The sequence below is a fragment of the Vibrio sp. Isolate22 genome, from assembly GCF_022398115.1.
Lineage (GTDB): Bacteria > Pseudomonadota > Gammaproteobacteria > Enterobacterales > Vibrionaceae > Vibrio.
In genome coordinates this window covers 1-22,389 of the sequence record NZ_JAKEUW010000006.1, presented here as the reverse complement: position 1 = coordinate 22,389, position 22,389 = coordinate 1, and the positions used below count along the sequence as shown (strand labels likewise).

At 44.0% G+C, this 22,389-nt stretch carries 23 protein-coding genes; 13 read left to right on the top strand and 10 right to left on the bottom strand.

Annotated elements, in window-relative coordinates:
• Positions 1-24: 24 nt before the first annotated feature.
• The 3 genes from mltA (at position 25) to csdE (ending at position 2,530) form a co-directional block, all read left to right on the top strand.
• A complete protein-coding gene (gene mltA, locus L1D55_RS05655; protein ID WP_063522713.1) occupies positions 25-1,137 on the top strand; it encodes a murein transglycosylase A in 1,113 nt (370 codons plus the stop codon).
• A 113-nt stretch (positions 1,138-1,250) separates the two neighbouring features.
• Positions 1,251-2,060, top strand: coding sequence for a tRNA cyclic N6-threonylcarbamoyladenosine(37) synthase TcdA (tcdA, locus tag L1D55_RS05650; RefSeq protein ID WP_004737606.1), 810 nt, complete (start codon positions 1,251-1,253; stop codon positions 2,058-2,060).
• A 41-nt stretch (positions 2,061-2,101) separates the two neighbouring features.
• The gene (gene csdE / locus L1D55_RS05645; RefSeq protein WP_171367642.1) at positions 2,102-2,530 is read left to right on the top strand and encodes a cysteine desulfurase sulfur acceptor subunit CsdE; all 429 of its coding nucleotides are present in this window, start codon (positions 2,102-2,104) and stop codon (positions 2,528-2,530) included.
• Positions 2,531-2,683: 153 nt separating this feature from the next.
• On the opposite strand, the gene L1D55_RS05640 is transcribed toward csdE, so the two are convergent.
• From L1D55_RS05640 to L1D55_RS05625, 4 genes are all read right to left on the bottom strand, one after another.
• Entirely contained in the window at positions 2,684-3,163 is a 480-nt protein-coding gene (locus L1D55_RS05640) for a porin (protein WP_008223059.1), read from the bottom strand.
• Positions 3,164-3,502: 339 nt separating this feature from the next.
• Positions 3,503-4,714: a cysteine desulfurase CsdA gene (csdA, locus tag L1D55_RS05635; RefSeq protein ID WP_239916790.1), complete on the bottom strand. Its 1,212-nt coding sequence runs from the start codon at positions 4,712-4,714 to the stop codon at positions 3,503-3,505.
• Positions 4,715-4,800: 86 nt separating this feature from the next.
• Positions 4,801-5,694, bottom strand: a complete 894-nt coding sequence (gene panE, locus L1D55_RS05630; protein WP_239916789.1) for a 2-dehydropantoate 2-reductase — start codon at positions 5,692-5,694, stop codon at positions 4,801-4,803.
• Between the two features lie 110 nt (positions 5,695-5,804).
• On the bottom strand, positions 5,805-6,620 hold the full coding sequence (locus L1D55_RS05625; protein ID WP_239916788.1) for an outer membrane protein OmpK: 816 nt from the start codon (positions 6,618-6,620) through the stop codon (positions 5,805-5,807).
• A 587-nt stretch (positions 6,621-7,207) separates the two neighbouring features.
• Between L1D55_RS05625 and L1D55_RS05620 the strand changes: the two genes are divergently transcribed.
• Positions 7,208-8,554: a DUF4397 domain-containing protein gene (locus L1D55_RS05620; protein ID WP_239916787.1), complete on the top strand. Its 1,347-nt coding sequence runs from the start codon at positions 7,208-7,210 to the stop codon at positions 8,552-8,554.
• Positions 8,555-8,631: 77 nt separating this feature from the next.
• On the opposite strand, the gene L1D55_RS05615 is transcribed toward L1D55_RS05620, so the two are convergent.
• The 4 genes from L1D55_RS05615 to L1D55_RS05600 all read right to left on the bottom strand — a co-directional run bounded on the left by L1D55_RS05615 (position 8,632) and on the right by L1D55_RS05600 (position 12,380).
• Entirely contained in the window at positions 8,632-9,990 is a 1,359-nt protein-coding gene (locus tag L1D55_RS05615; RefSeq protein ID WP_239916786.1) for an MFS transporter, read from the bottom strand.
• 53 nt (positions 9,991-10,043) lie between these two features.
• Positions 10,044-10,592, bottom strand: a complete 549-nt coding sequence (locus tag L1D55_RS05610) for a peptidylprolyl isomerase (RefSeq protein WP_128161785.1) — start codon at positions 10,590-10,592, stop codon at positions 10,044-10,046.
• Entirely contained in the window at positions 10,592-11,161 is a 570-nt protein-coding gene (locus tag L1D55_RS05605; RefSeq protein ID WP_239916785.1) for a YajG family lipoprotein, read from the bottom strand. Before L1D55_RS05605 ends, L1D55_RS05610 begins: the two co-directional genes overlap by 1 nt.
• A gap of 67 nt (positions 11,162-11,228) precedes the next feature.
• The gene (locus L1D55_RS05600; RefSeq protein ID WP_105024445.1) at positions 11,229-12,380 is read right to left on the bottom strand and encodes a methyltransferase; all 1,152 of its coding nucleotides are present in this window, start codon (positions 12,378-12,380) and stop codon (positions 11,229-11,231) included.
• Between the two features lie 174 nt (positions 12,381-12,554).
• Between L1D55_RS05600 and bolA the strand changes: the two genes are divergently transcribed.
• The 9 genes from bolA to nqrM all read left to right on the top strand — a co-directional run bounded on the left by bolA (position 12,555) and on the right by nqrM (position 20,675).
• The gene (bolA, locus tag L1D55_RS05595) at positions 12,555-12,863 is read left to right on the top strand and encodes a transcriptional regulator BolA (protein ID WP_008223074.1); all 309 of its coding nucleotides are present in this window, start codon (positions 12,555-12,557) and stop codon (positions 12,861-12,863) included.
• Between the two features lie 522 nt (positions 12,864-13,385).
• Complete coding sequence (locus tag L1D55_RS05590) at positions 13,386-14,726, top strand: Na(+)-translocating NADH-quinone reductase subunit A (RefSeq protein ID WP_004737617.1); 1,341 nt, start codon at positions 13,386-13,388, stop codon at positions 14,724-14,726.
• A gap of 5 nt (positions 14,727-14,731) precedes the next feature.
• Positions 14,732-15,976, top strand: coding sequence for an NADH:ubiquinone reductase (Na(+)-transporting) subunit B (locus tag L1D55_RS05585; protein ID WP_032551421.1), 1,245 nt, complete (start codon positions 14,732-14,734; stop codon positions 15,974-15,976).
• Positions 15,966-16,733: a Na(+)-translocating NADH-quinone reductase subunit C gene (locus tag L1D55_RS05580; RefSeq protein ID WP_102423848.1), complete on the top strand. Its 768-nt coding sequence runs from the start codon at positions 15,966-15,968 to the stop codon at positions 16,731-16,733. The genes L1D55_RS05585 and L1D55_RS05580 overlap by 11 nt, the downstream gene beginning before the upstream one ends.
• Complete coding sequence (locus tag L1D55_RS05575; RefSeq protein WP_008223083.1) at positions 16,733-17,365, top strand: NADH:ubiquinone reductase (Na(+)-transporting) subunit D; 633 nt, start codon at positions 16,733-16,735, stop codon at positions 17,363-17,365. Before L1D55_RS05580 ends, L1D55_RS05575 begins: the two co-directional genes overlap by 1 nt.
• A gap of 7 nt (positions 17,366-17,372) precedes the next feature.
• Complete coding sequence (gene nqrE / locus L1D55_RS05570) at positions 17,373-17,969, top strand: NADH:ubiquinone reductase (Na(+)-transporting) subunit E (protein ID WP_004737621.1); 597 nt, start codon at positions 17,373-17,375, stop codon at positions 17,967-17,969.
• A 29-nt stretch (positions 17,970-17,998) separates the two neighbouring features.
• A complete protein-coding gene (gene nqrF, locus L1D55_RS05565) occupies positions 17,999-19,225 on the top strand; it encodes an NADH:ubiquinone reductase (Na(+)-transporting) subunit F (protein WP_063522726.1) in 1,227 nt (408 codons plus the stop codon).
• A 174-nt stretch (positions 19,226-19,399) separates the two neighbouring features.
• Positions 19,400-20,404 (top strand): FAD:protein FMN transferase, encoded by a 1,005-nt coding sequence (locus tag L1D55_RS05560; RefSeq protein ID WP_239916784.1) that lies wholly within the window; start codon positions 19,400-19,402, stop codon positions 20,402-20,404.
• 16 nt (positions 20,405-20,420) lie between these two features.
• Positions 20,421-20,675: a (Na+)-NQR maturation NqrM gene (gene nqrM / locus L1D55_RS05555; RefSeq protein WP_004737624.1), complete on the top strand. Its 255-nt coding sequence runs from the start codon at positions 20,421-20,423 to the stop codon at positions 20,673-20,675.
• Positions 20,676-20,765: 90 nt separating this feature from the next.
• On the opposite strand, the gene L1D55_RS05545 is transcribed toward nqrM, so the two are convergent.
• Positions 20,766-22,007: an IS3 family transposase gene (locus L1D55_RS05545; RefSeq protein WP_345772777.1), complete on the bottom strand. Its 1,242-nt coding sequence runs from the start codon at positions 22,005-22,007 to the stop codon at positions 20,766-20,768.
• A partial coding sequence (locus tag L1D55_RS05540; protein ID WP_239916783.1) for a helix-turn-helix domain-containing protein occupies positions 22,004-22,389 on the bottom strand: 386 nt, incomplete at its 5' end. The genes L1D55_RS05545 and L1D55_RS05540, both read right to left, overlap by 4 nt.

The following is a 22,389-nucleotide window of genomic DNA, read 5'->3' as shown; positions in this document are numbered from 1 at the left end:
TCCTCGATGCATAGAATTTTTAGGATGACTCTTGTGATTAAAAAATGGCTTCCCCTTGTCGCTGCCTCTGTTTTATTTGGCTGTGCTCAACCCACCGATCTCGCTCAACAACACCTTGATGATGAATTTCCTCGTACCTTAAATAAGGTCGATGTAGTGGAGTCTAATAAACCAAGAGATTACACGGCATTTGCTGAGCAAGCTGAGATGGTTGTGTCTCGTTCACCATCGATGGCGAAAATCTACGAGCCGCTATACAAACAACTTAATGAGTGGGCGATGCTGAGTGGTGACCCAAGTGAACTCGCAAACTTTGGTGTTCAAACGGCTCAACTTGGTGGCGGAGATAAGCAGGGTAATGTGCTTTTCACCGGCTATTTCTCTCCAGTAATGGAACTGCGCCATGAAGCGAATGAAGAATACCGTTACCCGGTGTATGGACTGCCAGAATGCGATAAAGAGTGTCCAACACGTGAAGAGATCTACAATGGCGCACTAGACGGTCAAGGGCTTGAACTTGGCTACGCTGCTAACCGTATCGACCCGTTTATGATGGAAGTACAAGGCAGCGGTTTCGTGCACTTTGGTGATGACGACACCTTGCAGTATTTTGCGTACGCAGGAAAAAACAACAAAGCTTACGTGAGTATTGGTCGTGTGTTGATCGAGCGAGACTTGGTTCCCCGTGAAAAGATGTCGTTGAAAGCGATCAAAGAGTGGGTGTTGGCGAATGACCCTGAAGTCGTTAAAGAGCTGTTAGAACAAAACCCATCTTTCGTTTTCTTTGAAGCAAGAGATGACCTATCGGTAATGGGCAGCGCAGGTATCCCTCTATTACCAATGGCTGCAGTCGCAGGTGATCGCTCTATCTTACCAATGGGAACGCCGATCCTTGCAGAAGTACCGTTGTTAAATGCCGATGGTACTTGGAGTGGGGCACACCAGTTAAGATTGTTACTGGTTTTAGATACGGGCGGTGCGGTTAAGCAAAACCACTTGGATCTTTATCACGGTATGGGACCACGTGCAGGTACTGAAGCAGGTCACTACAAGCATTTTGGTCGAGTGTGGAAATTGGGCTTAGACGGCAGTGCGACTGAAGCGCCATGGGCTTTACCACCTGAAAAGGTCGAGTAAACGGCAATAAAATAGGGCATTGAAAGCGAATTGCTAATCCCCTAGACTTTTTATCCAAGAGTGCGTATAAAACGCACTCTTTTCTTTTTCTCAGAAATAAATTGGCGGCAACAATGCGTGAATTGACCACTCCAGCTTCAGAAAACTATGACCAACGATTCGGTGGCACTCGTCGCCTGTATGGTAATAGTGAAGTCGACATACTTAGAGCGGCACATGTGTGTGTGATCGGTATTGGTGGCGTCGGTTCATGGGCGGTTGAAGCGCTTGCTCGTACTGGCGTGGGTGAGCTGACATTGATCGATATGGATGATGTGTGTGTTACGAATATCAACCGTCAGATTCATGCAATGTCGGGCACGGTCGGCAAGAGCAAAATCGAAGTGATGGCTGAGCGTGTTAAGCTGATTAACCCTGAGTGTAAAGTTAATCTGATTGACGATTTCATCGGCCCTGACAACCAGGCTGAATACCTGTCGAAAGAGTTCGATTTTGTGCTGGATGCTATTGATAGCATGAAGGCTAAGGCTTCGCTATTGGCGTATTGCCGCAGTAACAAAATCAAAGTGATCACCACTGGTGGCGCGGGTGGTCAAATCGACCCAACGCAAATTAAAGTGGCCGATTTGACTAAAACGATTCAAGATCCATTGGCGAAGAAACTGAAAGATACGCTGCGTCGTCATCATAACTTCCCTAAGAATCCTGCGCGTAAGTTTGGCATCGATTGTGTATTCTCGACCGAGCAGCTTAAATACCCACAAGCGGATGGTAGCGTATGCGCGGCGAAAGCCACAGCAGAAGGACCAAAACGTATGGATTGCGCGACCGGTTTTGGTGCTGCAACTGTAGTAACCGCGACTTTTGGCTTTGTTGCTGTTTCGCGTATTGTAGAAAAGATCATTCAAAAGCACAGTAAGTAACTCGCTACTGTACGTCTAATAAGAATTTACTGGATATAAAAATGATGTCATTCCCGAGCTCTCCATTCGGCAAAGAAATTACTAGTGATGATATTGTCGCAAAGATGCAGGCTTTCAACGGTTGGGAAGACCGTTACCGTCAAGTAATTCAATGGGGTAAGAAACTGCCAGTAATGCCTGATGAGCTGAAAAGTGAGCAGGTAGTGGTATCTGGTTGTGAGAGCCAAGTGTGGTTAGTTTCGCAGAATATCGACGGTGTTTGGTACTTTTGTGCCGATTCAGACGCACGTATTGTACGCGGACTTATTGCGTTAGTAATGGCGGCATATGACGGTAAAACATCAGAGCAAGTTCAAGCGTTTGATATCGATGGCTATTTCGACGAGATTGGCTTGATTACGCATTTGAGCCCTTCAAGAGGAAACGGACTTAAAGCGATTGTTGAGCAGATCAAGAACCTCTCCGCTTAAGCGTCTATTTGTTTGAGAACTCCTTTCTGTTTGAGAGCTTGTTCGTTTAACAACTTCTTAGTACAGATAAGCAAGCGACAGTATTGAAAAGAAACGGTGCCCAATGGCACCGTTTTTTGTTTTAACGGATAACTGAATACGTCGAGAGAAGAATTAGAAGTGGAATTCAGCGCTAATTGCGTAACCGTTCTCGATAAGTTTTGCTTCGTACATGGTGTATTCAAGAGCAACACGAGCAGGACCAATCTTCACACCAGCACCCACACCGTAGTAAACATCGTTGCTGTCACCTAGGTTACTTTCAAAGTGACCGATACCAGCACGACCATAAATATCAAAGATTGTGATTGGCAAAGAAACTTTTGCACTTGTTAACCATGCGTTTGAGTATAGGTGTTCGAAGTCTTTGTTCGTATCAACAAAATCTGCGTAACCAGCTTCGATAGAAAGCAGATCATTAAATGCGTAACCCAAGTATAAGTTGTAACCGCTATTTTGATCTGTCATGTCCACGTTTTCACTCTCTACTTGATACTCTGAGTATAAGTAGCTTGCACCAATGTATGGGTCAGCTGAAGCTTGTTGAGCGGCAGTTAGCATTACTAGAGGAAGAACGATTGTTTTAAGTTTCATTGTGTTGTCTCTATCTAAAAATTAATGTGTAAAGTGCTATTCCATCAGCTTCAGGTCACCCTTGATAAATGGTGATTCTCGCTATTCAGTCACGATCTTTAACGTGGTATCGGTGATTAAACGAGAACGGGGTGCATTGTCGTTTTTTTCAGAAATGACGCATCAATGAAGTCTTAGAAATCAATAAAAGCAGATAAGTGACATATAAAGAAAATATAAAGTTACTACTTATCAATGGGTTATTTGTTTCTAATTTAATGCTAAAAAAGGAACTATTTTTGAGAAGGGGAAGTCTGGTTCGAGGTCATTGAACCAGACATTAAGATCTTTGGTGGGTTTTTAGAGCATATCGACAGCTTTTTCTATCGCTGCGATCAGTTTGTCGACATCATCCATGTTGTTGTATATACCAAATGAAACTCGCACGGTTCCTTTTACCTTGAGTGCATCCATTAATGGGTGTGCACAGTGGTGACCAGCGCGAACGGCAATACCTTGTTGGTCAAGTAACGTCGCAATATCTTGATGGTGAACGCCATCCATCACAAAAGTAATAACGCTCGAATTGGGCTTATAACCGAGTATTTGGATGTCGTCCAATTGACTGAGTGCTTGATAAGTTTTGTGTTGTAGTTGGTGGATATGATCTTCTACGTCTTGTTGTTCAAACTGATTTAACCACTCGATTGCTGAACTTAAAGCGATAGCACCTGCTACGTTTGGTGTGCCTGCTTCGAACTTACCAGGCAATTCAGAAAACGTGGTGCCAGAAAAAGAGACGCGTTCAACCATTTTGCCACCGCCATGCCATGGCGGCATCGCTTCAAGCAATTCCAGTTTGCCGTAAAGTACGCCAATCCCAGCTGGGGCATAGAGTTTGTGCCCTGAGAATACGTAGAAGTCTGCGCCCAAAGTGGCAACATCCACAGGTTCATGAACGATACCTTGTGCACCATCGACCACAACAATGGCATCCATCTTGTGGGCTTTTTCGATCACTTGCTCAATCGGCTGGCGAGAACCCGTCACATTGGTTATCTGAGCCAGAGCAACAATCTTGGTTCGCTTCGTTAACAGTGCATCAAAAGTGGTAAGATCAAACTCACAGTCAGATGTCATCGGGATTTTGATGACCTTAGCACCGGTTTGTTCTGCCACGATTTGCCAAGGGACGATGTTGGCGTGGTGCTCCATTTCGCTCACCAGAATTTCATCGCCTGGTTGAAGGGTGCTTCTAGCGTAAGTTTGAGCGATAAGGTTGAGTGCTTCGGTGGCACCGCGAGTCCAGATAATCTCTTTCGATGAGGCAGCGCCAATAAACTGAGCGACCTTGTCTCTAGCGGCTTCAAATTGGCTGGTGGCGTGCGCGGTTAAGCTGTGACTACCACGATGAACATTGGCATTCTGCTTGGAGTAATACTGGCTAATAGCATCAATAACTACCTGAGGTTTTTGTGTGGTTGCCGCGCTATCTAAGTAAATCAGTGGTTGCTGATTGATGGTTTGTGATAGCGCAGGGAACTGCTCTCGGATGTGATTGATATCAAGCATCTATTCTTACCTAAATCTTGGAAATTGGTGCCAGCGTTATGCTGAGCGGTATCATTATTTTATCGCGACTTATTGATTGGCGCAGGCTAATCTTGTTTTTTCCAGCTACTTTCTTGTTCTTTGACTTGTGTGAAGAGTGTTTGGTTAATGGGAACGTCGATTTTATGTTTATGTGCTGTCTTTATTAGAAAGCCAGTAATGAAATCTATCTCGGTCTTTCTGTGATAGAACATGTCTTGTTTCATAGAGGAGTTATTCTTTGCCGTCGCTTGAATAACGTTGTTGACGTTAGTTTCCAATTCGTCGAACGAGCAACTAATGCCCTCTGCCTGCATAACTTTCGTCAGCTCTTCAATGATCGCGGTTAGAGTATTACCAAAGCGTGGTTCGGACAGCTCTCCATTCTTGATTTGCTCAAGGCCAGTTAGCGGGTTGATTGCACAATTGATCGCGAGTTTGGTCCATAAAGCGGTATTTATTTCTGGGTTCCAGGTGACGTCAGGTAATGCGTGATTAAGGACATCGACTAAGAAGGCGCATTTCTCCCCAGCTTGATTAAAAGCCCCTAACTGAGTTTGACCAGCACCAGTGTGAACCACATGATTGCGAGCGGGTTTGAATGCAGCTTGAGTGGTGGTCGCTAATATAACTGGGTGAGTATTAACTTGATCAGCTATGGCGTCGACAGCGCCCATGCCGTTGTGTATGAACATTAAGATAGCATCGGAGTCGATATATTGAAGCAGTGGCGTGATAGCATCTTCGACTTGCCAAGCCTTAACCGTGAAGAGCACCAAATCGCTTTCTGAAAGCTTGTCTTTGTCGTTATTGCTGAAGGAAATCGAAGCCTGCTCGTCAAGAGATAGATCAACAGAAGGTTCAGAAGAACGACTCCATAAAGACACATTATGACCAGCTTGAAGCAGTTTTATTGCCCATAAAGCGCCAATCGCTCCGGGACCAACAATAGTGATGTTCACAGCAATACCGAGATAAGAAAGTGATGCTGCAAGGATAGCGAGGCATTAAATGAAAGCAATAAAAAATGGCACCCGAGGGTGCCATTTAGGAAACTTTCTTAGAAGTTCGATTAGAACTTGTAAGTTACTGCAACGTAGTGACCTACGCCAGAAGATTCAGCTTGTGAAGTTGCATCCCAAGGTAGGTTTGCACCATCTTTGAAGCCGTATACATCGCTGTATAGTTTCAGGCCGTAACCAACTGCAAAGCGATCTGAGTGCCAGTAGATACCGTTAAACATCGCGCCGCCGTTGCTTACTTGAGCGTACTCATCTTTCATACCGAATTGGTAATCAATGTAACCTTGGTAAGAGATGAATGAGCCGTTCTCGAAGAAGTAGAATGGCTTGAACCAGTTAGTCGAGATTTGGAAACCATTCCAATCTTTTTGGTTTGAATCGTATGTACCGTAAAGGTTTAGACCCATTTTACCGAACCATGGAACCATTACGTCAGAACCAAGACCAACTTTTTGAGTGTTAACACCGCCGTTGTTACCATCCCACTCGAAAAGAGTTGAAAGGTATAGCTCTTCAACAGGACCGAAAGATAGATCTTTACCTGTTAGGCCGTCAAGAGACATACGAGGAGCAAACTTCATGAAGATCTTGCCATCTTTGTCTGCTTTATCGCTGCTAGAGTCTGATGTTAGGTTAAATACATCAACATAACCGTATAGATCGAAAATTCCAGAGCGACCGCCAAATTCCATCTCTAGGTAATCGTGAGTAGATTCGTAAGGACCTTTCTCATTGATTGCGCCCATAATGTTGAACTGCATCCACTTGTAATCGTTTTTGTGGATGTCGCCGTCAGAATAATCTGCTGCCATTACTGGAGCAGAAGTCGCTGCAAGTAGGCCAAGAGTTAAAAGTGATTTACGCATAATGGAACTCTCTATGTTTGAAATAAGTAACCCGCTAATCCGTGCGTGTTTATATGTCCGAATGGCGAGCATCATGGCGATTTTGTTCTCAAATAAAAGTGAGACAGAGTGAAAATTGCAATTATTAAGGTGAGTTTGATCACACTAATGATCTAAATGATGGAACTTTAATGTAGAGGTGCATCTTGATGCACCCCTAATTCTATTGATTTTGTGAAATCTGATTATTTTGTGTATTAATTGGTGAATTGATGCTCTAAGCAAACGATTATACTAAATTGAGTGATATGCATATCAAAATCAACAGTATTCCTTTCTATGTGATTTTCTCACTAAAAGCGGATAAATCTCTCCTCCTATAAACCCACTTCCTGATCTATTTTTAATCAACTTCGTAATGGTGGTGGAATCAATTGATGAGCGACCGGTGTGACGATCTATAACCTTCGAACTTTTTTGACTTGTTTCGATCACCGAGGATTTTAAGACGGTTCCCTACACGAAACACAGAGAGAGTGTGTTTTAAGATTTTTACTGAGCGTATCTTTTGTGTGACGAACCGGTCTAACTTTTTGGAGAGAAGACCGATGAAATATTCACCATTACTAGCTGTCGCTGTGTCAGCACTATTTATTGTTGGGTGTGATGATGACGATGAGCCTACAACGCAGCTTCAAGCCGTTCATGCATCTCCCGATGCCCCATTAGCTAACGTACTGATAGACAATCAACCCCTCTGGAGTAGCGTAGACTACGCGCAGGCCTCTGGATACTCGGCGGTTAATCAGGGGCAGACATCTGTGCAAGTCGATGTCCAACTTCCCGGAGACGCAGTAGCAACGGTTATCCCGCAAAGCCAATTCGATTTGAGTGGGGATCTAGACTACACCGTTATGGTAGTAGGGGATGCCGATGGTTCCAACAATCCTGTCGAAGCCTTAGTTGTGACGCGACCAGCTGAGGGCACAGCAACGAGTTCAACGTTAGATGTACAAGTCGTTCATGCAGCCACGGGTGTTGGCGATGTAAACCTGTATGTGACGGGGCCTAGCGATCCATTGGGTGCTCCACTCGGCACCTTAGGCTATAAAGATTTTACCGATGTTCTAAATATTCCTGCAGGGCAATACCGTGTGAGACTGGAAACAGTCAATGGGAATGCTATCGTGTTCGATTCAGGGGAGATCACTCTAGCCGCTGGTAGCGAATTGACGATTGCCGCTGTGCCGAGAGCTGATTCTAATAGCGCCTCACCTGTGAAATTAATGGTTATGGACGGTAGTGGCTCCTCGTTAATCTACGACATGGCAGAGACGGCGGAAGTCAGAGTAGGGCATTTAGTCGATGGAGCACCTGACGTCGATGTTTATGTAAACGCGGCTAAGTTTGCTCCTCTTGATGGCTTAATGTTTAAAGAGGTTCGTGGCTTCTTAGATTTGGCAGCAGACAGTTATGACATTGATATTTACGAAACGGGAACAACGACTCCAACATTTATCGATGTTGATGGGCTAGCTGTATTCGCGGGGATGGATTACAGCATTTATGCAGTAGGGACAGTGAGTCCGCTAAACTTGGAGCCTTTAGTAGTTCCTGAAAACCGTCGTCCGGTGGCAACCAGCGCGGTGCTAAACATTACGCATGCTGCTGCTAATCCAATTGCGGCATCTGTGGACATCTATTTAACAGAAAATGTAGGCATCGCTGGAAGCACGCCAGCGCTGAGTGATGTGAAGTTTAAAGATTATGCGAATGGTATCTATGTTGCGGCTGGGTCTTACTTTGTGACCATTACTGTGGCCGGTCAACCATCTGTTGTGGCGATTGACTCTGCTCCAGCAACCTTGGCTGATGGCGTGGTTTATCAAGTTGTGGCGATAGATGATTCGGCAGGCACAGGCTTCAACCTTATCGTGAGTGACACAACAGACTAGCGCTTACGAAACCAAAGTAACAAAGTAAAAGAGGGTAGCGTGATGCTACCCTCTTTTTATTCTGTATTCTTTTTCTCTTATTCGTGGTTGTTTTTCGCTTTTTCTAGTAAATCTGCGAAAAAGTGGCGCAGCGAATAGAGCATGATCAAACTTGGAATCACCATCAGTGCTGTCAGTATAAAGAAGGTTGACCAATCATTGAGGTAATCAACCAACTCACCACTGAAGGAAGCTAAAGTGGTACGACCGAAGTTTCCAAGTGAAGCAAGTAAGGCATACTGTGTTGCTGAAAACGCCTGACCTGTTAATAGCGTTAGGAAAGAGACAAACGCAACGGTAGAAAAGGCTGTTGTGAAGTTATCAACAATAATAGTAGCCAAGAACAGCGTCTCACTCGGGCCTGTCTGAGCGATCCAAGCAAACATTAGGTTACTTGCTGCCATTGCCACGCCGCCTATCATCAGCCCGCGTACAATACCGAACTTCACATTGAAGACACTGCCGACCAAAGTGAAGAATATCGTCGCACCCCAACCAATCAATTTGGAGTAGTGGCCAATTTGCTCGTTACTGAAACCTATCTCTTTATAGAAGGTGATCGACATTCGGCCTAAGAAGGCTTCACCGATCTTAAATAGGAACACAAACAGCAGTAGGGTAATCGCAACCTGAACGCCATTTCTTTTGAAGAAATCATAAAAGGGCTCAATGACCGTTACGCTGAACCAAGCGACAAGCTTTGAACCAACTACTTTATTGTGTCGCTGTTGTGCTTGTTCTTGTAGGGCCTCACGCTGAGTGTTTGGCTCTCCGACAAAAAGAGTAAACAGCATTAACACGACAACGACACCAGCCATACCGTAGTAAACACCATTCCAACCGATTGAGTCTGCGTTAATAAAGGCAAGATAGCCTGGTAGAGAATAGCCCGTCCACCAACCAACTACTGCCATTGCAGAAGCTTGTGGCAGTTTTGATGCTTCAGATTTTGGGAAGGTATCAATACGAAATGCATCTATCGCAATGTCTTGCGTGGCAGAGGCAATAGCGATAGCGAGCGCCAACATTGAGGTAAACGCCAAATTCTCAGCGGGGTTGACGCCTGCGATGAATAAGGTGCCAACTAAAACAATGGATTGGCAGAAAAATATCCAACTGCGGCGCTGGCCGAGTATTGCGTGAAGCACCGGTAATTTAACTCGGTCTACCAGAGGTGCCCACAAAAAGTTAATGGCGTATACGGCAAATACACTACCAAAGTAGCCAATCGCAGCACGGGTTAAACCTGCGTCTTTAAGCCAGCCAGACATGTTGGATCCAATAAGAACCCATGGGAAGCCGCTTGAGCAGCCGAGCATGAACACCCACAGTAAGCGCTTATCGAGATAGCTTCGGAAAGTTTGCATCCAAGAAAGAGAGGGGGTGCCTAATGACATAGGTCGTCCTTGTATAGAAAAACGCCCTTAAGAAATAAGGGCGTTGCTTTAGATTACTTAAGAAGGGTCACTTTCGTGATGACAATTGGATCAACAGGGATATCTGCCATACGACCCATTCGCTTAGTTGGAATGGTCGCCATCTTTTGAATTACGTCAAAGCCTTCGGTTACTTTACCAAATACTGCGTAACCCGGGTTGCCGCCTTTCGCGTTTAGGAAATCGTTGTCTGCATAGTTAATGTAGAACTGACGAGTTGCAGAGTCTGGTGCATTAGTGCGAGCCATTGCGATGGTCGCTGTGTCATTTTTCAGACCATTGCTACCTTCATTTTTGATTGGAGCATACGTTGCTTGTTGCTGCATGTCTTGATTGAAGCCGCCACCTTGCGCCATAAAACCAGGAATAACACGGTGGAAGATAGTGCCTTCGTAACTACCGTCTGCTACGTATTTAAGAAAGTTTTCAGAACTAATTGGTGCTTGCTCTTGGTTTAGCTCGATTGTGAAGTTACCTAGCGTAGTTTCCACATTCACTTTAGGGCCAGCCCACACGCTCACGCTCACTAACATGAGTGCGATAGAAGATAGAATACGACCCATTAGAAACGCTCCTTCATGTAAGTTTGCAGTTCTTGGTCATTAGCGATCTCTTTAAGCACTAAGTCGATAACATCGTTAAGTACCATTGCGATATCGTCGTTTGATGCGCTTAATGCACCAGTGCGAGTTGCTGTACCATTGAATGTCTTGACCAGTTTGCCTTCTGGTGTTTCAGCCGTAACTTCAAGCGTTACTTTACCGTCCATTTGGTTTTCCATAATGGTGTGTTCTACGGTAACTAAAGCTTCTTGAATTTCTAAAACAACAGAGTTTTCGCTGTTTACGCTGGCACGAAAGCCTTGAGACTCAAATTGTTGTGCAATAGCGTTTTCTAGAGAAATGCGCATGTTTTGCTTAGCGTGAATTGGCTGAATGTTAGCTCGGCCGCTATCAACAAGTGCAACATACTGAGCAGCGCGAACATCTTTACTGGTTAGTGTGTAGGTTTTGCCTTGCACTAGGTTGCTTGAGCTTAGTGAAGCTTCTGGCATTATATTGATCTGTTCTTGCTGAGGGGCTGAACATGCTGTCAAAGCCATGATAGAAGCAGCCAAAATCAGTTTTTTCATTCCTTTATCCTTTCTAAATTCACACCAGAAGCTCGGTATTTTAAATTCTTATAAAGTAGTCTACTGCCTATTTGTTAAAATTAGCAGGTTCTCTTGTTGCTTGTAATATCTCAAATTTTTGGTTTAGTTCAAGCGTTTCAACGTTCGCTTCACCAAATAATCTTGCTAGTTTGACATCGTATCCGAGGTGTCGGTTGCCAATAACAATTAATTTGCCTCCATTGCTAAGAACATGCTTTGCATCACAGAACATTTGCCATGCAATGTGATCGGTAATCGCTTGTTGTTGATGGAACGGAGGGTTACACAAAACTAGGTATGTGCTGTTTTTCTTAAAACCGTCCAAACAGTTGTTAGCAATGAACTGGAAGTTGCCTTCTTCCCCAAGGTTATCTTTTACGTTTTGGCGCGCTGATTCTACGGCCATAAAGCTTTCATCGACACACGTAATACGAGCTTGCGGATTCAGTTGACCAGCTTTAACACTCAGTACACCGTTACCACAACCAAGATCGATGATATGACGTAACTCTGGATCTTGAGGGATATGCTCTAGCATATAGCGAGCGCCCTGATCGAGTGCTTCCCCTGAGTAAACATTTGGTAAATTTTTCAGGCGGATATCTTCACCATCAACGTCCCACTCAACGAATGGTTCAACTTTGTGAATAGGTTGACAGTTTGGAGATGAGAACACCAAACGGTGCTTTTTCTTCGCCAGTGATGTTTTGGTTTCACCCAAGTACTTTTCAAACAGATTCAGCGTTGATGTGTGAATCTCTTTTACCTTGTTGACACCGATCACTTGGCAGCCTTCAGGTAAAGCTTGGCGCAATTGGCTTAGTTGCCACACCAAATGGCGGTTGGTTTTTGGTAGCTGCATCAGTACCAGATCAATACCGTGAGGGATATCATCCATGGTGTTTAAAAAGTTGACGCGATTGCACTGATTACGCTGTAAGTTTTTCAGGCCGCCTCGATGAGAGATAAACGAGTCGCTCATCATGGTCACATCGTGATCTTTTGAGAACCAAGCGGATAGGGCACCAAAGCTATCGTTTAAGATCAGAATGTGTTTGCCAGGTTCAAGGTTCATCTCTTCAACATGGTTAATAATGTATTCGTCGCCCGCATCCCAAGCTTGAAGCGTTTCATTTGAACGTTTAGGGAAACGATGTAAGGTCAAGGTTCTATCGTGAAGGGTAAGTTCAGTTTTCATTACTTGGGATACTTATGTGAGAAATAACAAAGATATTGTCTCAAATGCGGGCTGAACAAGATAGGGAAAACTCGATTAAACCTATGCTGTTCGTTATTAAATACTCAGACAGTAGCCTTGTTAGGGTTTATACTCACCCCACAGATAATGCCAACCCGTTATTAAGGAATCACAATGATCCAAGAAGTTATCGAAACAAAATTGCACAATGAGTTTTCACCAAGTCACTTGAATGTGGTTAATGAGAGCTATATGCACAATGTTCCGGCTGGTTCTGAGAGTCATTTTAAGGTGATTGTTGTGAGCGATGCGTTTGAAGGCTTGCGTCTCATTGCTCGTCACCGAGCGGTAAATAAAGCACTTTCAGAAGAGCTAGCGAACAATATTCACGCTTTATCTATTCACACTTATACAAAAGATGAATGGTTGAAGCAGCTAGATAACGTGCCAGACAGCCCAATGTGTATGGGTGGGGGCAAGTAATAGATTTAATACATATAAAAAGAGGTGGCTATGCCGCCTTTTTTATCGCCCAAATTATCTGTTTTTTGCCGTTATATCACTCAAACTGATGGCAAATTAAACGTCTAAAAATACCTACAATGAGTAGTGCTTTTATTAACAGTGTTTCAACATAACTCATAAAATATTAGTTTGTGACAGAGTGTTAATCTCTTGTTTAAAACACCTTTCAAAAGCCAATTTATCTGTGCGGCTCGTCAAATTTATACATATTTAAGAGTCCATATGCTTCAATTCTCACCAAATAAACGTGCTATTCAAGTTATTGGTCATGGCATCAAGATGCCAAAAAATGCTAGAATACGGCACCTGATAAATCTCACATGATTTGTGTGAGAGTTTTATTAAGATAATGTTGCGATTTTGGTATCTCAAATTTACCAAAACCGGACACTGTAATGTCGTGTCTAAGGGCGATTTTAAAACGTCCTGAATTTACGCAATTAAAAGAATCTTTTTCCCGATAAAGTAGTGCAAGTGCGTATGATTACAATAAAGAAGGGTTTGGATCTTCCTATCGCAGGAACTCCATCCCAGGTGATTAATGATGGTAAGTCCATCACTAAAGTCGCCTTGCTTGGCGAAGAGTACGTTGGTATGCGTCCTACGATGCATGCTCGCGTTGGTGATGAAGTGAAGAAAGGCCAAGTTCTTTTTGCAGATAAAAAGAACCCAGGTGTTGTATTTACTTCTCCAGCAAGCGGTAAAGTTATTGAAGTGAACCGTGGTGCTAAGCGTGTTCTTCAATCTCTAGTGATTGAAGTAGCAGGCAATGAGCAAATCACGTTCAATAGCTATGAAGCTAACCAACTAGCAGGTCTAGACCGTGAAACGGTTAAAGCTCAGTTAGTTGAGTCTGGTTCATGGACCGCTTTGCGAACTCGTCCGTTCAGCAAGGTTCCAGCAATTGATTCTGAAACTCAGGCTATTTTCGTAACTGCTATGGATACAAATCCACTAGCAGCTGAGCCAGAATTAATCATTAACGAGCAGTCTGATGCTTTCGTTGCTGGTTTAGATATTCTTTCAACTCTGACTAACGGTAAAGTGTACGTTTGTAAAAAAGGTACTAGCTTACCTCGTTCAGCTCAGTCTAACGTTGAAGAACATGTTTTTGATGGCCCACACCCTGCAGGTCTTGCAGGTACGCATATGCATTACCTATACCCGGTAAATGCAGAAAACGTAGCGTGGAGCATTAACTACCAAGATGTTATCGCATTCGGTAAGCTTTTCCTTACTGGTGAGCTTTACACTGATCGTGTTGTTTCTCTGGCTGGTCCAGTAGTAAACAACCCGCGTCTAGTTCGTACTCAAATTGGTGCTAGCCTTGAAGAGTTGACAGACAGCGAGCTAATGCCAGGCGAAGTTCGTGTGATTTCTGGTTCTGTACTAACTGGTACACAAGCAACTGGTCCACATGCTTACCTTGGTCGTTACCATCAGCAAGTTTCTGTTCTACGTGAAGGTCGTGATAAAGAGCTATTCGGCTGGGCTATGCCTGGTAAGAACAAGTTCTCTGTTACTCGTTCATTCCTTGGTCACCTGTTTAAAGGTCAGTTGTTCAACATGACAACGACTACAAACGGTAGTGATCGCTCAATGGTTCCAATCGGTAACTACGAGCGCGTAATGCCTCTAGATATGGAACCTACATTGCTGCTTCGTGATCTATGTGCAGGCGACGTTGATAGTGCACAGGCACTAGGTGCGCTAGAGCTAGATGAAGAAGATTTGGCATTGTGTACCTTTGTATGTCCAGGTAAGTACGAGTACGGTCAACTACTTCGTGAATGCCTAGATACGATTGAGAAGGAAGGGTAATTTTCATGGGCCTTAAAAAGTTTCTTGAAGACATCGAGCATCATTTTGAGCCAGGTGGCAAACACGAGAAGTGGTTCGCGCTTTACGAAGCAGCGGCTACAGTGTTCTACACGCCAGGTCTTATCACAAAGAAAAGCTCGCACGTTCGTGATAGCGTTGACTTAAAACGTATCATGATCATGGTTTGGTTCGCGGTATTCCCAGCAATGTTCTGGGGTATGTACAACGCGGGTGGCCAAGCTATCGCTGCACTTAACCACATGTACGCAGGCGCTGAACTAGCATCTGTAATCGATGGTAACTGGCACTACTGGCTGACTCAAATGCTTGGCGCCTCCTTAGGAGCCGATGCAGGTGTTGGCAGTAAGATGCTACTTGGTGCGACTTACTTCCTACCTATCTACGCAACGGTATTTATCGTTGGTGGTTTCTGGGAAGTTCTGTTCTGTATGGTGCGTAAGCACGAAGTTAACGAAGGTTTCTTTGTAACTTCTATTCTTTTCGCGCTTATCGTTCCGCCAACACTTCCTCTATGGCAAGCAGCTCTAGGTATTACCTTCGGTGTTGTTGTTGCTAAAGAGATCTTTGGTGGTACAGGTCGTAACTTCCTAAACCCTGCGCTTGCTGGCCGTGCGTTCCTATTCTTTGCATATCCTGCACAGATTTCAGGTGACGTAGTTTGGACTGCAGCAGATGGTTTCTCTGGTGCAACTGCGCTTAGCCAATGGGCTCAAGGCGGCGGTAGCGCACTAGTGAACACAGTATCTGGTGAAGCAATCACTTGGATGGATGCGTTCATTGGTAACATCCCAGGTTCTATCGGTGAAGTATCGACTCTAGCACTTATGATTGGTGCAGCGATGATCGTTTACATGCGTATCGCTTCATGGCGCATCATTGCTGGTGTAATGATCGGTATGATCGCTGTGTCTACGCTATTCAACGTGATCGGTTCTGATACTAACGCAATGTTCAGCATGCCTTGGCACTGGCACCTAGTTCTAGGTGGCTTCGCATTCGGTATGTTCTTCATGGCGACAGACCCTGTATCAGCTTCATTTACCAACAAAGGTAAGTGGTGGTACGGCATCCTAATCGGCGCAATGTGTGTAATGATCCGTGTAGTTAACCCTGCATACCCAGAAGGCATGATGCTTGCGATTCTATTCGCAAACCTATTTGCTCCTCTGTTTGACCACGTTGTAATCGAGAAGAACATTAAGCGGAGACTAGCTCGCTATGGCAAGTAATAACGATAGCATTAAAAAGACGCTGTTTGTTGTTATCGCATTGAGCCTAGTGTGCTCAATCATCGTTTCAACAGCTGCAGTTGTTCTTAAACCTAAGCAACAAGCTAACGCGGTTCTGGATCAGCAAACTAAGATCCTAGAAGTTGCAGGTGTTGACCTTGAAGGTGACATCCCAGCGCTGTACGCAGAGAACATCGAACCTCGTCTAGTTGATTTCGCTACTGGTGATTTCGTTGACGGTGATGCTTCTGCATACGACCAACGTAAAGCGGCAAAAGATCCAGCTCAGTCTATCAAGCTTTCAGCTGAAGATGACATTGCTAAGATCCTTCGTCGTGCTAACACAGGTACTGTATACCTAGTGAAAGACGGTGCTGAAACTACTAAAGTTATCATTCCTGTTCACGGTAACGGTCTATGGTCAATGATGTACGCATTCGTTGCGGTAGAAACTGATGGCAACACAGTTTCTGGTATCACTTACTACGAGCAAGGCGAAACTCCTGGACTTGGTGGTGAAGTTGAGAACCCAACTTGGCGTGCTCAATTCGTTGGTAAGAAATTATTCGACGAAAACCACAAGCCAGCTATCAAGGTAGTTAAAGGTGGTGCTCCTGAAGGTACTGAGCACGGTGTTGATGGCCTTTCTGGTGCAACACTGACCAGTGTTGGTGTTCAACATACATTTGACTTCTGGTTAGGTGATATGGGCTTTGGTCCGTTCCTAGCAAAAGTTCGTGACGGAGGTCTGAACTAATGTCTAGTGCAAAAGAAATTAAAAAGAGCATTTTAGCGCCAGTATTGGATAACAACCCAATCGCGCTACAGGTTCTTGGTGTGTGTTCTGCTCTTGCGGTAACCACTAAGCTAGAAACAGCATTTGTTATGACTATCGCGGTAATGTTTGTTACTGCTCTGTCTAACTTCTTCGTTTCTCTAATCCGTAACCACATTCCTAACAGTGTGCGTATCATCGTTCAGATGGCAATTATCGCATCATTAGTAATCGTGGTAGACCAAGTGCTAAAAGCATACCTATACGATATCTCTAAGCAGCTATCTGTATTCGTAGGCCTAATCATTACTAATTGTATTGTAATGGGTCGTGCTGAAGCATTCGCAATGAAGTCTGCGCCAATCCCATCTCTAATCGATGGTCTTGGTAACGGTCTTGGTTACGGTTTCGTTCTTATCACTGTTGGTTTCTTCCGTGAGCTTCTAGGCTCTGGCAAACTATTTGGTATGGAAGTACTACCTCTAGTGAGCAACGGTGGTTGGTATCAGCCAAACGGCTTGATGCTTCTAGCACCTTCTGCATTCTTCCTAATTGGTTTCTTGATTTGGGCAATTCGTGTGTTCAAACCAGAACAAGTAGAAGCGAAGGGGTAAGGTAGTCATGGAACATTATATTAGTCTGCTAGTTAAATCGATTTTCATCGAAAACATGGCGCTTTCTTTCTTCCTGGGTATGTGTACATTCCTAGCGGTATCTAAGAAAGTTAAAACTTCTTTTGGTCTTGGTGTTGCGGTAGTTGTAGTACTTACAATCGCTGTTCCTGTGAACAACCTTGTTTACACAAACATTCTGAAAGAAAACGCGCTTGTTGAAGGTGTCGATTTAAGTTTCCTTAACTTCATCGCATTCATCGGTGTTATCGCGGCACTTGTACAAATCCTAGAGATGGTTCTAGACCGTTTCTTCCCACCTTTGTACAACGCACTAGGTATCTTCCTTCCACTGATCACAGTTAACTGTGCGATCTTTGGTGGTGTATCTTTCATGGTAACTCGTGACTACAACTTTGCTGAATCTGTTGTTTACGGCTTCGGTTCTGGTGTGGGTTGGATGTTAGCTATCGTTGCTCTTGCGGGTATCCGTGAGAAGATGAAGTACTCTGACGTACCTCCAGGTCTACGTGGCCTTGGTATCACGTTCATTACTGTTGGTCTGATGGCGTTAGGCTTTATGTCTTTCTCTGGTGTTCAACTGTAGGGTAAGCACCCAGTAATAAGGAATAACAAATGCAAAGCATTATTCTTGGCGTAGCGATGTTTACCATTATTGTATTGGCTCTAGTGCTAGTGATTCTATTCGCTAAATCTAAGCTAGTACCATCAGGTGACATCACTATTTCAGTAAACGGCGACCCTGAAAAGGCGATCGTTACTCAACCTGGTAGCAAGCTACTTGGTGCCCTAGCGGGCGCTGGTATCTTCGTATCTTCTGCTTGTGGTGGCGGTGGCTCTTGTGGTCAGTGTCGTGTAAAAGTTAAGTCTGGCGGTGGCGACATCCTACCAACTGAACTTGATCACATCACAAAAGGCGAAGCTCGCGAAGGCGAACGTCTTGCATGTCAAGTTGCTATGAAAACTGACATGGAGATTGAACTAGACGAAGATATCTTTGGTGTTAAAAAGTGGGAATGTACTGTTATCTCGAATAACAACGAAGCTACTTTCATCAAAGAACTTGCACTAGCAATCCCTGAAGGTGAAGAAGTACCGTTCCGCGCGGGTGGTTACATTCAGATTGAAGCTGAACCACATCACGTGAAATACGCAGATTACGATATTCCTGAGGAATACCGTGGTGACTGGGATAAGTTCAACCTATTCCGTTACGAGTCTATCGTTAAAGAACATTCAATCCGTGCTTACTCAATGGCTTCATACCCAGAAGAGAAAGGCATCATCAAGTTGAACGTTCGTATCGCGACTCCGCCGCCAAACAACCCAGACGTAGCTCCAGGTGTGATGTCTTCATACATCTGGTCTCTTAAGCCTGGTGACAAGTGTACTATTTCTGGTCCATTTGGTGAGTTCTTCGCTAAAGACACAGACAACGAAATGGTATTCATCGGTGGTGGTGCAGGTATGGCGCCTATGCGTTCTCATATCTTCGACCAACTTAAGCGTCTTAAGTCTACTCGTAAGATGTCTTACTGGTACGGCGCACGTTCTAAGCGTGAGATGTTCTACATTGAAGATTTCGATGGCCTAGCGGCTGCAAACGAAAACTTCGTGTGGCACTGTGCACTGTCTGATCCTCAACCAGAGGACAACTGGGACGGTTACACTGGTTTCATCCACAACGTATTGTACGAAAACTACCTGAAGGATCACGAAGCTCCTGAAGATTGTGAGTACTACATGTGTGGTCCACCGATGATGAATGCTGCTGTTATCGGCATGCTGAAAGATCTTGGTGTAGAAGATGAAAACATCCTACTAGATGACTTCGGTGGTTAATCCACTTAAGTGATTGATATTATGGCTGACTCCTACGAGTCAGCCATTTGTTTTTCTAAGACAGCTTTTGACAACATACTGGCTTATATAAGAAAGAGTAAGGCATTCAAAATACCTATTTTTTACTCTTATTTTTCCTTATATAAATCCTCAACATTAGACAGGAGTAAGCAAGTGAGAATTTGGCTTGTTGCATTAACTTCTTTGATTTTTCTTGCGGGCTGTGAGCAGTCAAGAGAGCAAGTGCATTTGAGTGGCCCAACGATGGGCACGAGTTACAATATTAAATACATCAATGGTGATGAATTTCCTGAGTCTAATGAAGTTCATACTGAGATCGACCGTCTACTTGAAGAAGTAAATGACCAGATGTCGACATACCGTCAAGATTCAGAGTTGAGCCGCTTCAACCAATACAAAGGTGCTGACGCATTCGAAGTGTCTGAGCAAACAGCGACGGTTGTGAAAGAAGCGATTCGTTTGAACGGTCTTACTGAAGGAGCACTGGATGTAACGGTTGGTCCATTAGTTAACTTATGGGGCTTTGGTCCTGAAGCTCGCCCAGAAGTTGTGCCATCTGATGAAGAGCTGGCGGCTCGCAAGGCTAAGATTGGTATTCATCATCTTAGTGTTGAAGGCAACATGCTGAAGAAAGACCTGCCTAATTTGTATGTCGATCTATCAACCATTGCGAAAGGCTGGGGCGTTGACGTGGTCGCAGATTACCTAGATTCTATTGGCATCCATAACTATATGGTTGAAGTTGGCGGTGAAATTCGCCTGAAAGGTTTAAACCGTGAGAATGTAGGCTGGCGCATCGCAATCGAGAAACCAAGTGTTGATGAGCGTAATATTCAAGAGATCATCGAGCCGGGTGACATGGCTATCGCAACCTCTGGTGATTACCGTAACTATTTTGAACGTGATGGTGTTCGTTACTCACACATCATCAACCCTGAAACAGGAAAGCCTCTTCACCATAAAGTGGTTTCTGTAACAGTTTTAAACTCGTCTTCAATGACTGCAGACGGCTTATCTACAGGCCTTATGGTCTTAGGTGAAGAGAAAGGAATGGAAGTCGCAAACCAACATAACATCCCAGTGTTCATGGTGGTAAAAACAGCAGATGGCTTTAAAGAAGTTGCTTCTGAAGCATTTAAGCCATACTTAGGTAAATAAGGTAAGCGAGATAATTATGAATACATTTCTGATTACATTTGGTGTTTTTCTAGCTGTGATTACAGCAATGTCGATTGGCTACATCATTCAAAAGAAAGTAGTTAAAGGTAGCTGTGGTGGCTTAGGTGCTGTTGGTATTGATAAAGTATGTAACTGCCCAGAACCGTGTGACGCGCGTAAGAAGCGTGAAGCTCGTGAAGCTTACCGCGAAGAGAAACTGGCTGAGCGTCAGCAAAAAGAAGCAGCTTGGAATAAAGATCGTATTGCTTAATCAGCGATATTGATGGCGAGCAAATTAACCGCTCCAAGAACAAAAGCCCAAGGTATATGTGATGTGACCCCGTAAAGTTGGACATTTCTGTTAAGCGGCTTTCAAGGCCTGAGTTCGATATTCTATCGGAGTCAGGCCTTTTAGTTTCACTTTTATACGTTTGGTATTGTAGTACTCGATGTATTCTTTAATTTGCTCTATCAGAGCATCTGCATCTTCAAAGCTTTGGTTGTGATACATCTCTGTTTTGAGTAAAGCAAAAAAGTTTTCAGCAACCGCATTATCCAAGCAGTTACCTTTTCTCGANACTTTTATACGTTTGGTATTGTAGTACTCGATGTATTCTTTAATTTGCTCTATCAGAGCATCTGCATCTTCAAAGCTTTGGTTGTGATACATCTCTGTTTTGAGTAAAGCAAAAAAGTTTTCAGCAACCGCATTATCCAAGCAGTTACCTTTTCTCGACATGCTTTGTGTTAACCCACTCTCCGCTACCTTTTTTTGATACTGTCGATGACGATATTGCCAACCTTGATCGCTATGTATAATTGGCTTTGAGTTGGGTTTAAGCTTTGATATGGCTTCCGTCAGCATATCCGTGACAAGCGGCAAACAGGCATTTTTGGCCACTCTATAAGCAACCACTTCCTGAGTAAACAAGTCTACAACGGGAGACAAGTATACTTTCTGCTCTTTTACTTTGAACTCCGTGACATCAGTTACCCATTTTTCATCGGGTTGAGTCGCACTAAAATCTCTTTCAAGCACGTTAGGAGCTGCTGTTCCAGACTCTCCTCGATATGAACGATACTTTTTAATCCTGACCGTCGATTTAAGGTTGACAAGCGGCAAACAGGCATTTTTGGCCACTCTATAAGCAACCACTTCCTGAGTAAACAAGTCTACAACGGGAGACAAGTATACTTTCTGCTCTTTTACTTTGAACTCCGTGACATCAGTTACCCATTTTTCATCGGGTTGAGTCGCACTAAAATCTCTTTCAAGCACGTTAGGAGCTGCTGTTCCAGACTCTCCTCGATATGAACGATACTTTTTAATCCTGACCGTCGATTTAAGGTTGAGCTGAGCCATAAGCCTTTGAACCGTTTTGTGATTAAGCATGAACCCCTGATTTTTTAGTTCCAAGTGAATACGGCGGTAGCCGTATCGCCCCTTATGCTCATGATAAATTGACTTTATCAACCGCAGCTCACGTTCGTAGCTATTTGGGCGCTTGCGCGTTTGAGCCTGATAATAAAAGACACTTTTTGCCAGCTGTAGAGTGTGCAGTAAGTGCTTTAACGGGTACTTGCTTTTAAGAGTTAGAGCTATGACCGCTTTTTCTTTGTTCGACGGTTTTTTTCCTGCTCCAACTCTTCCAACTTTTTTAGAACGGCATTCTCGGTTCGCAAGTAGACCAACTCCTCTTTTAGCTCCTCAAGTGTCATTTCATCATCAGGCTTAGTTGTACGTTGAGGTTGCTGTTTCATTGAGGGTCTTCCTTTCTGGCGCATTTTGAGCCCTTTGATACCGAGCTCATTAAATCGTTTGAGCCAGACTGAGAGTATCCCAGGGGATGAGAGGTTTAATACTGCGCTAGTGTGCGTGAGAGACCATTCATTCGTCCACATTAAATTCAATGCTTTTCGTTTTGTCTGAGCAGTAGCCGCATGGTTAGTTGGCAAAAATGAATCAGTACCATGAATGGCAAAGA

Coding starts and splice junctions, on each gene's coding strand:
- mltA (WP_063522713.1), top strand. CDS start 25: ATGACTCTTGTGATTAAAAAATGGCTTCCCCTTGTCGCTGCCTCTGTT.
- tcdA (WP_004737606.1), top strand. CDS start 1,251: ATGCGTGAATTGACCACTCCAGCTTCAGAAAACTATGACCAACGATTC.
- csdE (WP_171367642.1), top strand. CDS start 2,102: ATGATGTCATTCCCGAGCTCTCCATTCGGCAAAGAAATTACTAGTGAT.
- L1D55_RS05640 (WP_008223059.1), bottom strand. CDS start 3,163: ATGAAACTTAAAACAATCGTTCTTCCTCTAGTAATGCTAACTGCCGCT.
- csdA (WP_239916790.1), bottom strand. CDS start 4,714: ATGCTTGATATCAATCACATCCGAGAGCAGTTCCCTGCGCTATCACAA.
- L1D55_RS05625 (WP_239916788.1), bottom strand. CDS start 6,620: ATGCGTAAATCACTTTTAACTCTTGGCCTACTTGCAGCGACTTCTGCT.
- L1D55_RS05620 (WP_239916787.1), top strand. CDS start 7,208: ATGAAATATTCACCATTACTAGCTGTCGCTGTGTCAGCACTATTTATT.
- L1D55_RS05615 (WP_239916786.1), bottom strand. CDS start 9,990: ATGTCATTAGGCACCCCCTCTCTTTCTTGGATGCAAACTTTCCGAAGC.
- L1D55_RS05610 (WP_128161785.1), bottom strand. CDS start 10,592: ATGGGTCGTATTCTATCTTCTATCGCACTCATGTTAGTGAGCGTGAGC.
- L1D55_RS05605 (WP_239916785.1), bottom strand. CDS start 11,161: ATGAAAAAACTGATTTTGGCTGCTTCTATCATGGCTTTGACAGCATGT.
- L1D55_RS05600 (WP_105024445.1), bottom strand. CDS start 12,380: ATGAAAACTGAACTTACCCTTCACGATAGAACCTTGACCTTACATCGT.
- bolA (WP_008223074.1), top strand. CDS start 12,555: ATGATCCAAGAAGTTATCGAAACAAAATTGCACAATGAGTTTTCACCA.
- L1D55_RS05590 (WP_004737617.1), top strand. CDS start 13,386: ATGATTACAATAAAGAAGGGTTTGGATCTTCCTATCGCAGGAACTCCA.
- L1D55_RS05585 (WP_032551421.1), top strand. CDS start 14,732: ATGGGCCTTAAAAAGTTTCTTGAAGACATCGAGCATCATTTTGAGCCA.
- L1D55_RS05580 (WP_102423848.1), top strand. CDS start 15,966: ATGGCAAGTAATAACGATAGCATTAAAAAGACGCTGTTTGTTGTTATC.
- L1D55_RS05575 (WP_008223083.1), top strand. CDS start 16,733: ATGTCTAGTGCAAAAGAAATTAAAAAGAGCATTTTAGCGCCAGTATTG.
- nqrE (WP_004737621.1), top strand. CDS start 17,373: ATGGAACATTATATTAGTCTGCTAGTTAAATCGATTTTCATCGAAAAC.
- nqrF (WP_063522726.1), top strand. CDS start 17,999: ATGCAAAGCATTATTCTTGGCGTAGCGATGTTTACCATTATTGTATTG.
- nqrM (WP_004737624.1), top strand. CDS start 20,421: ATGAATACATTTCTGATTACATTTGGTGTTTTTCTAGCTGTGATTACA.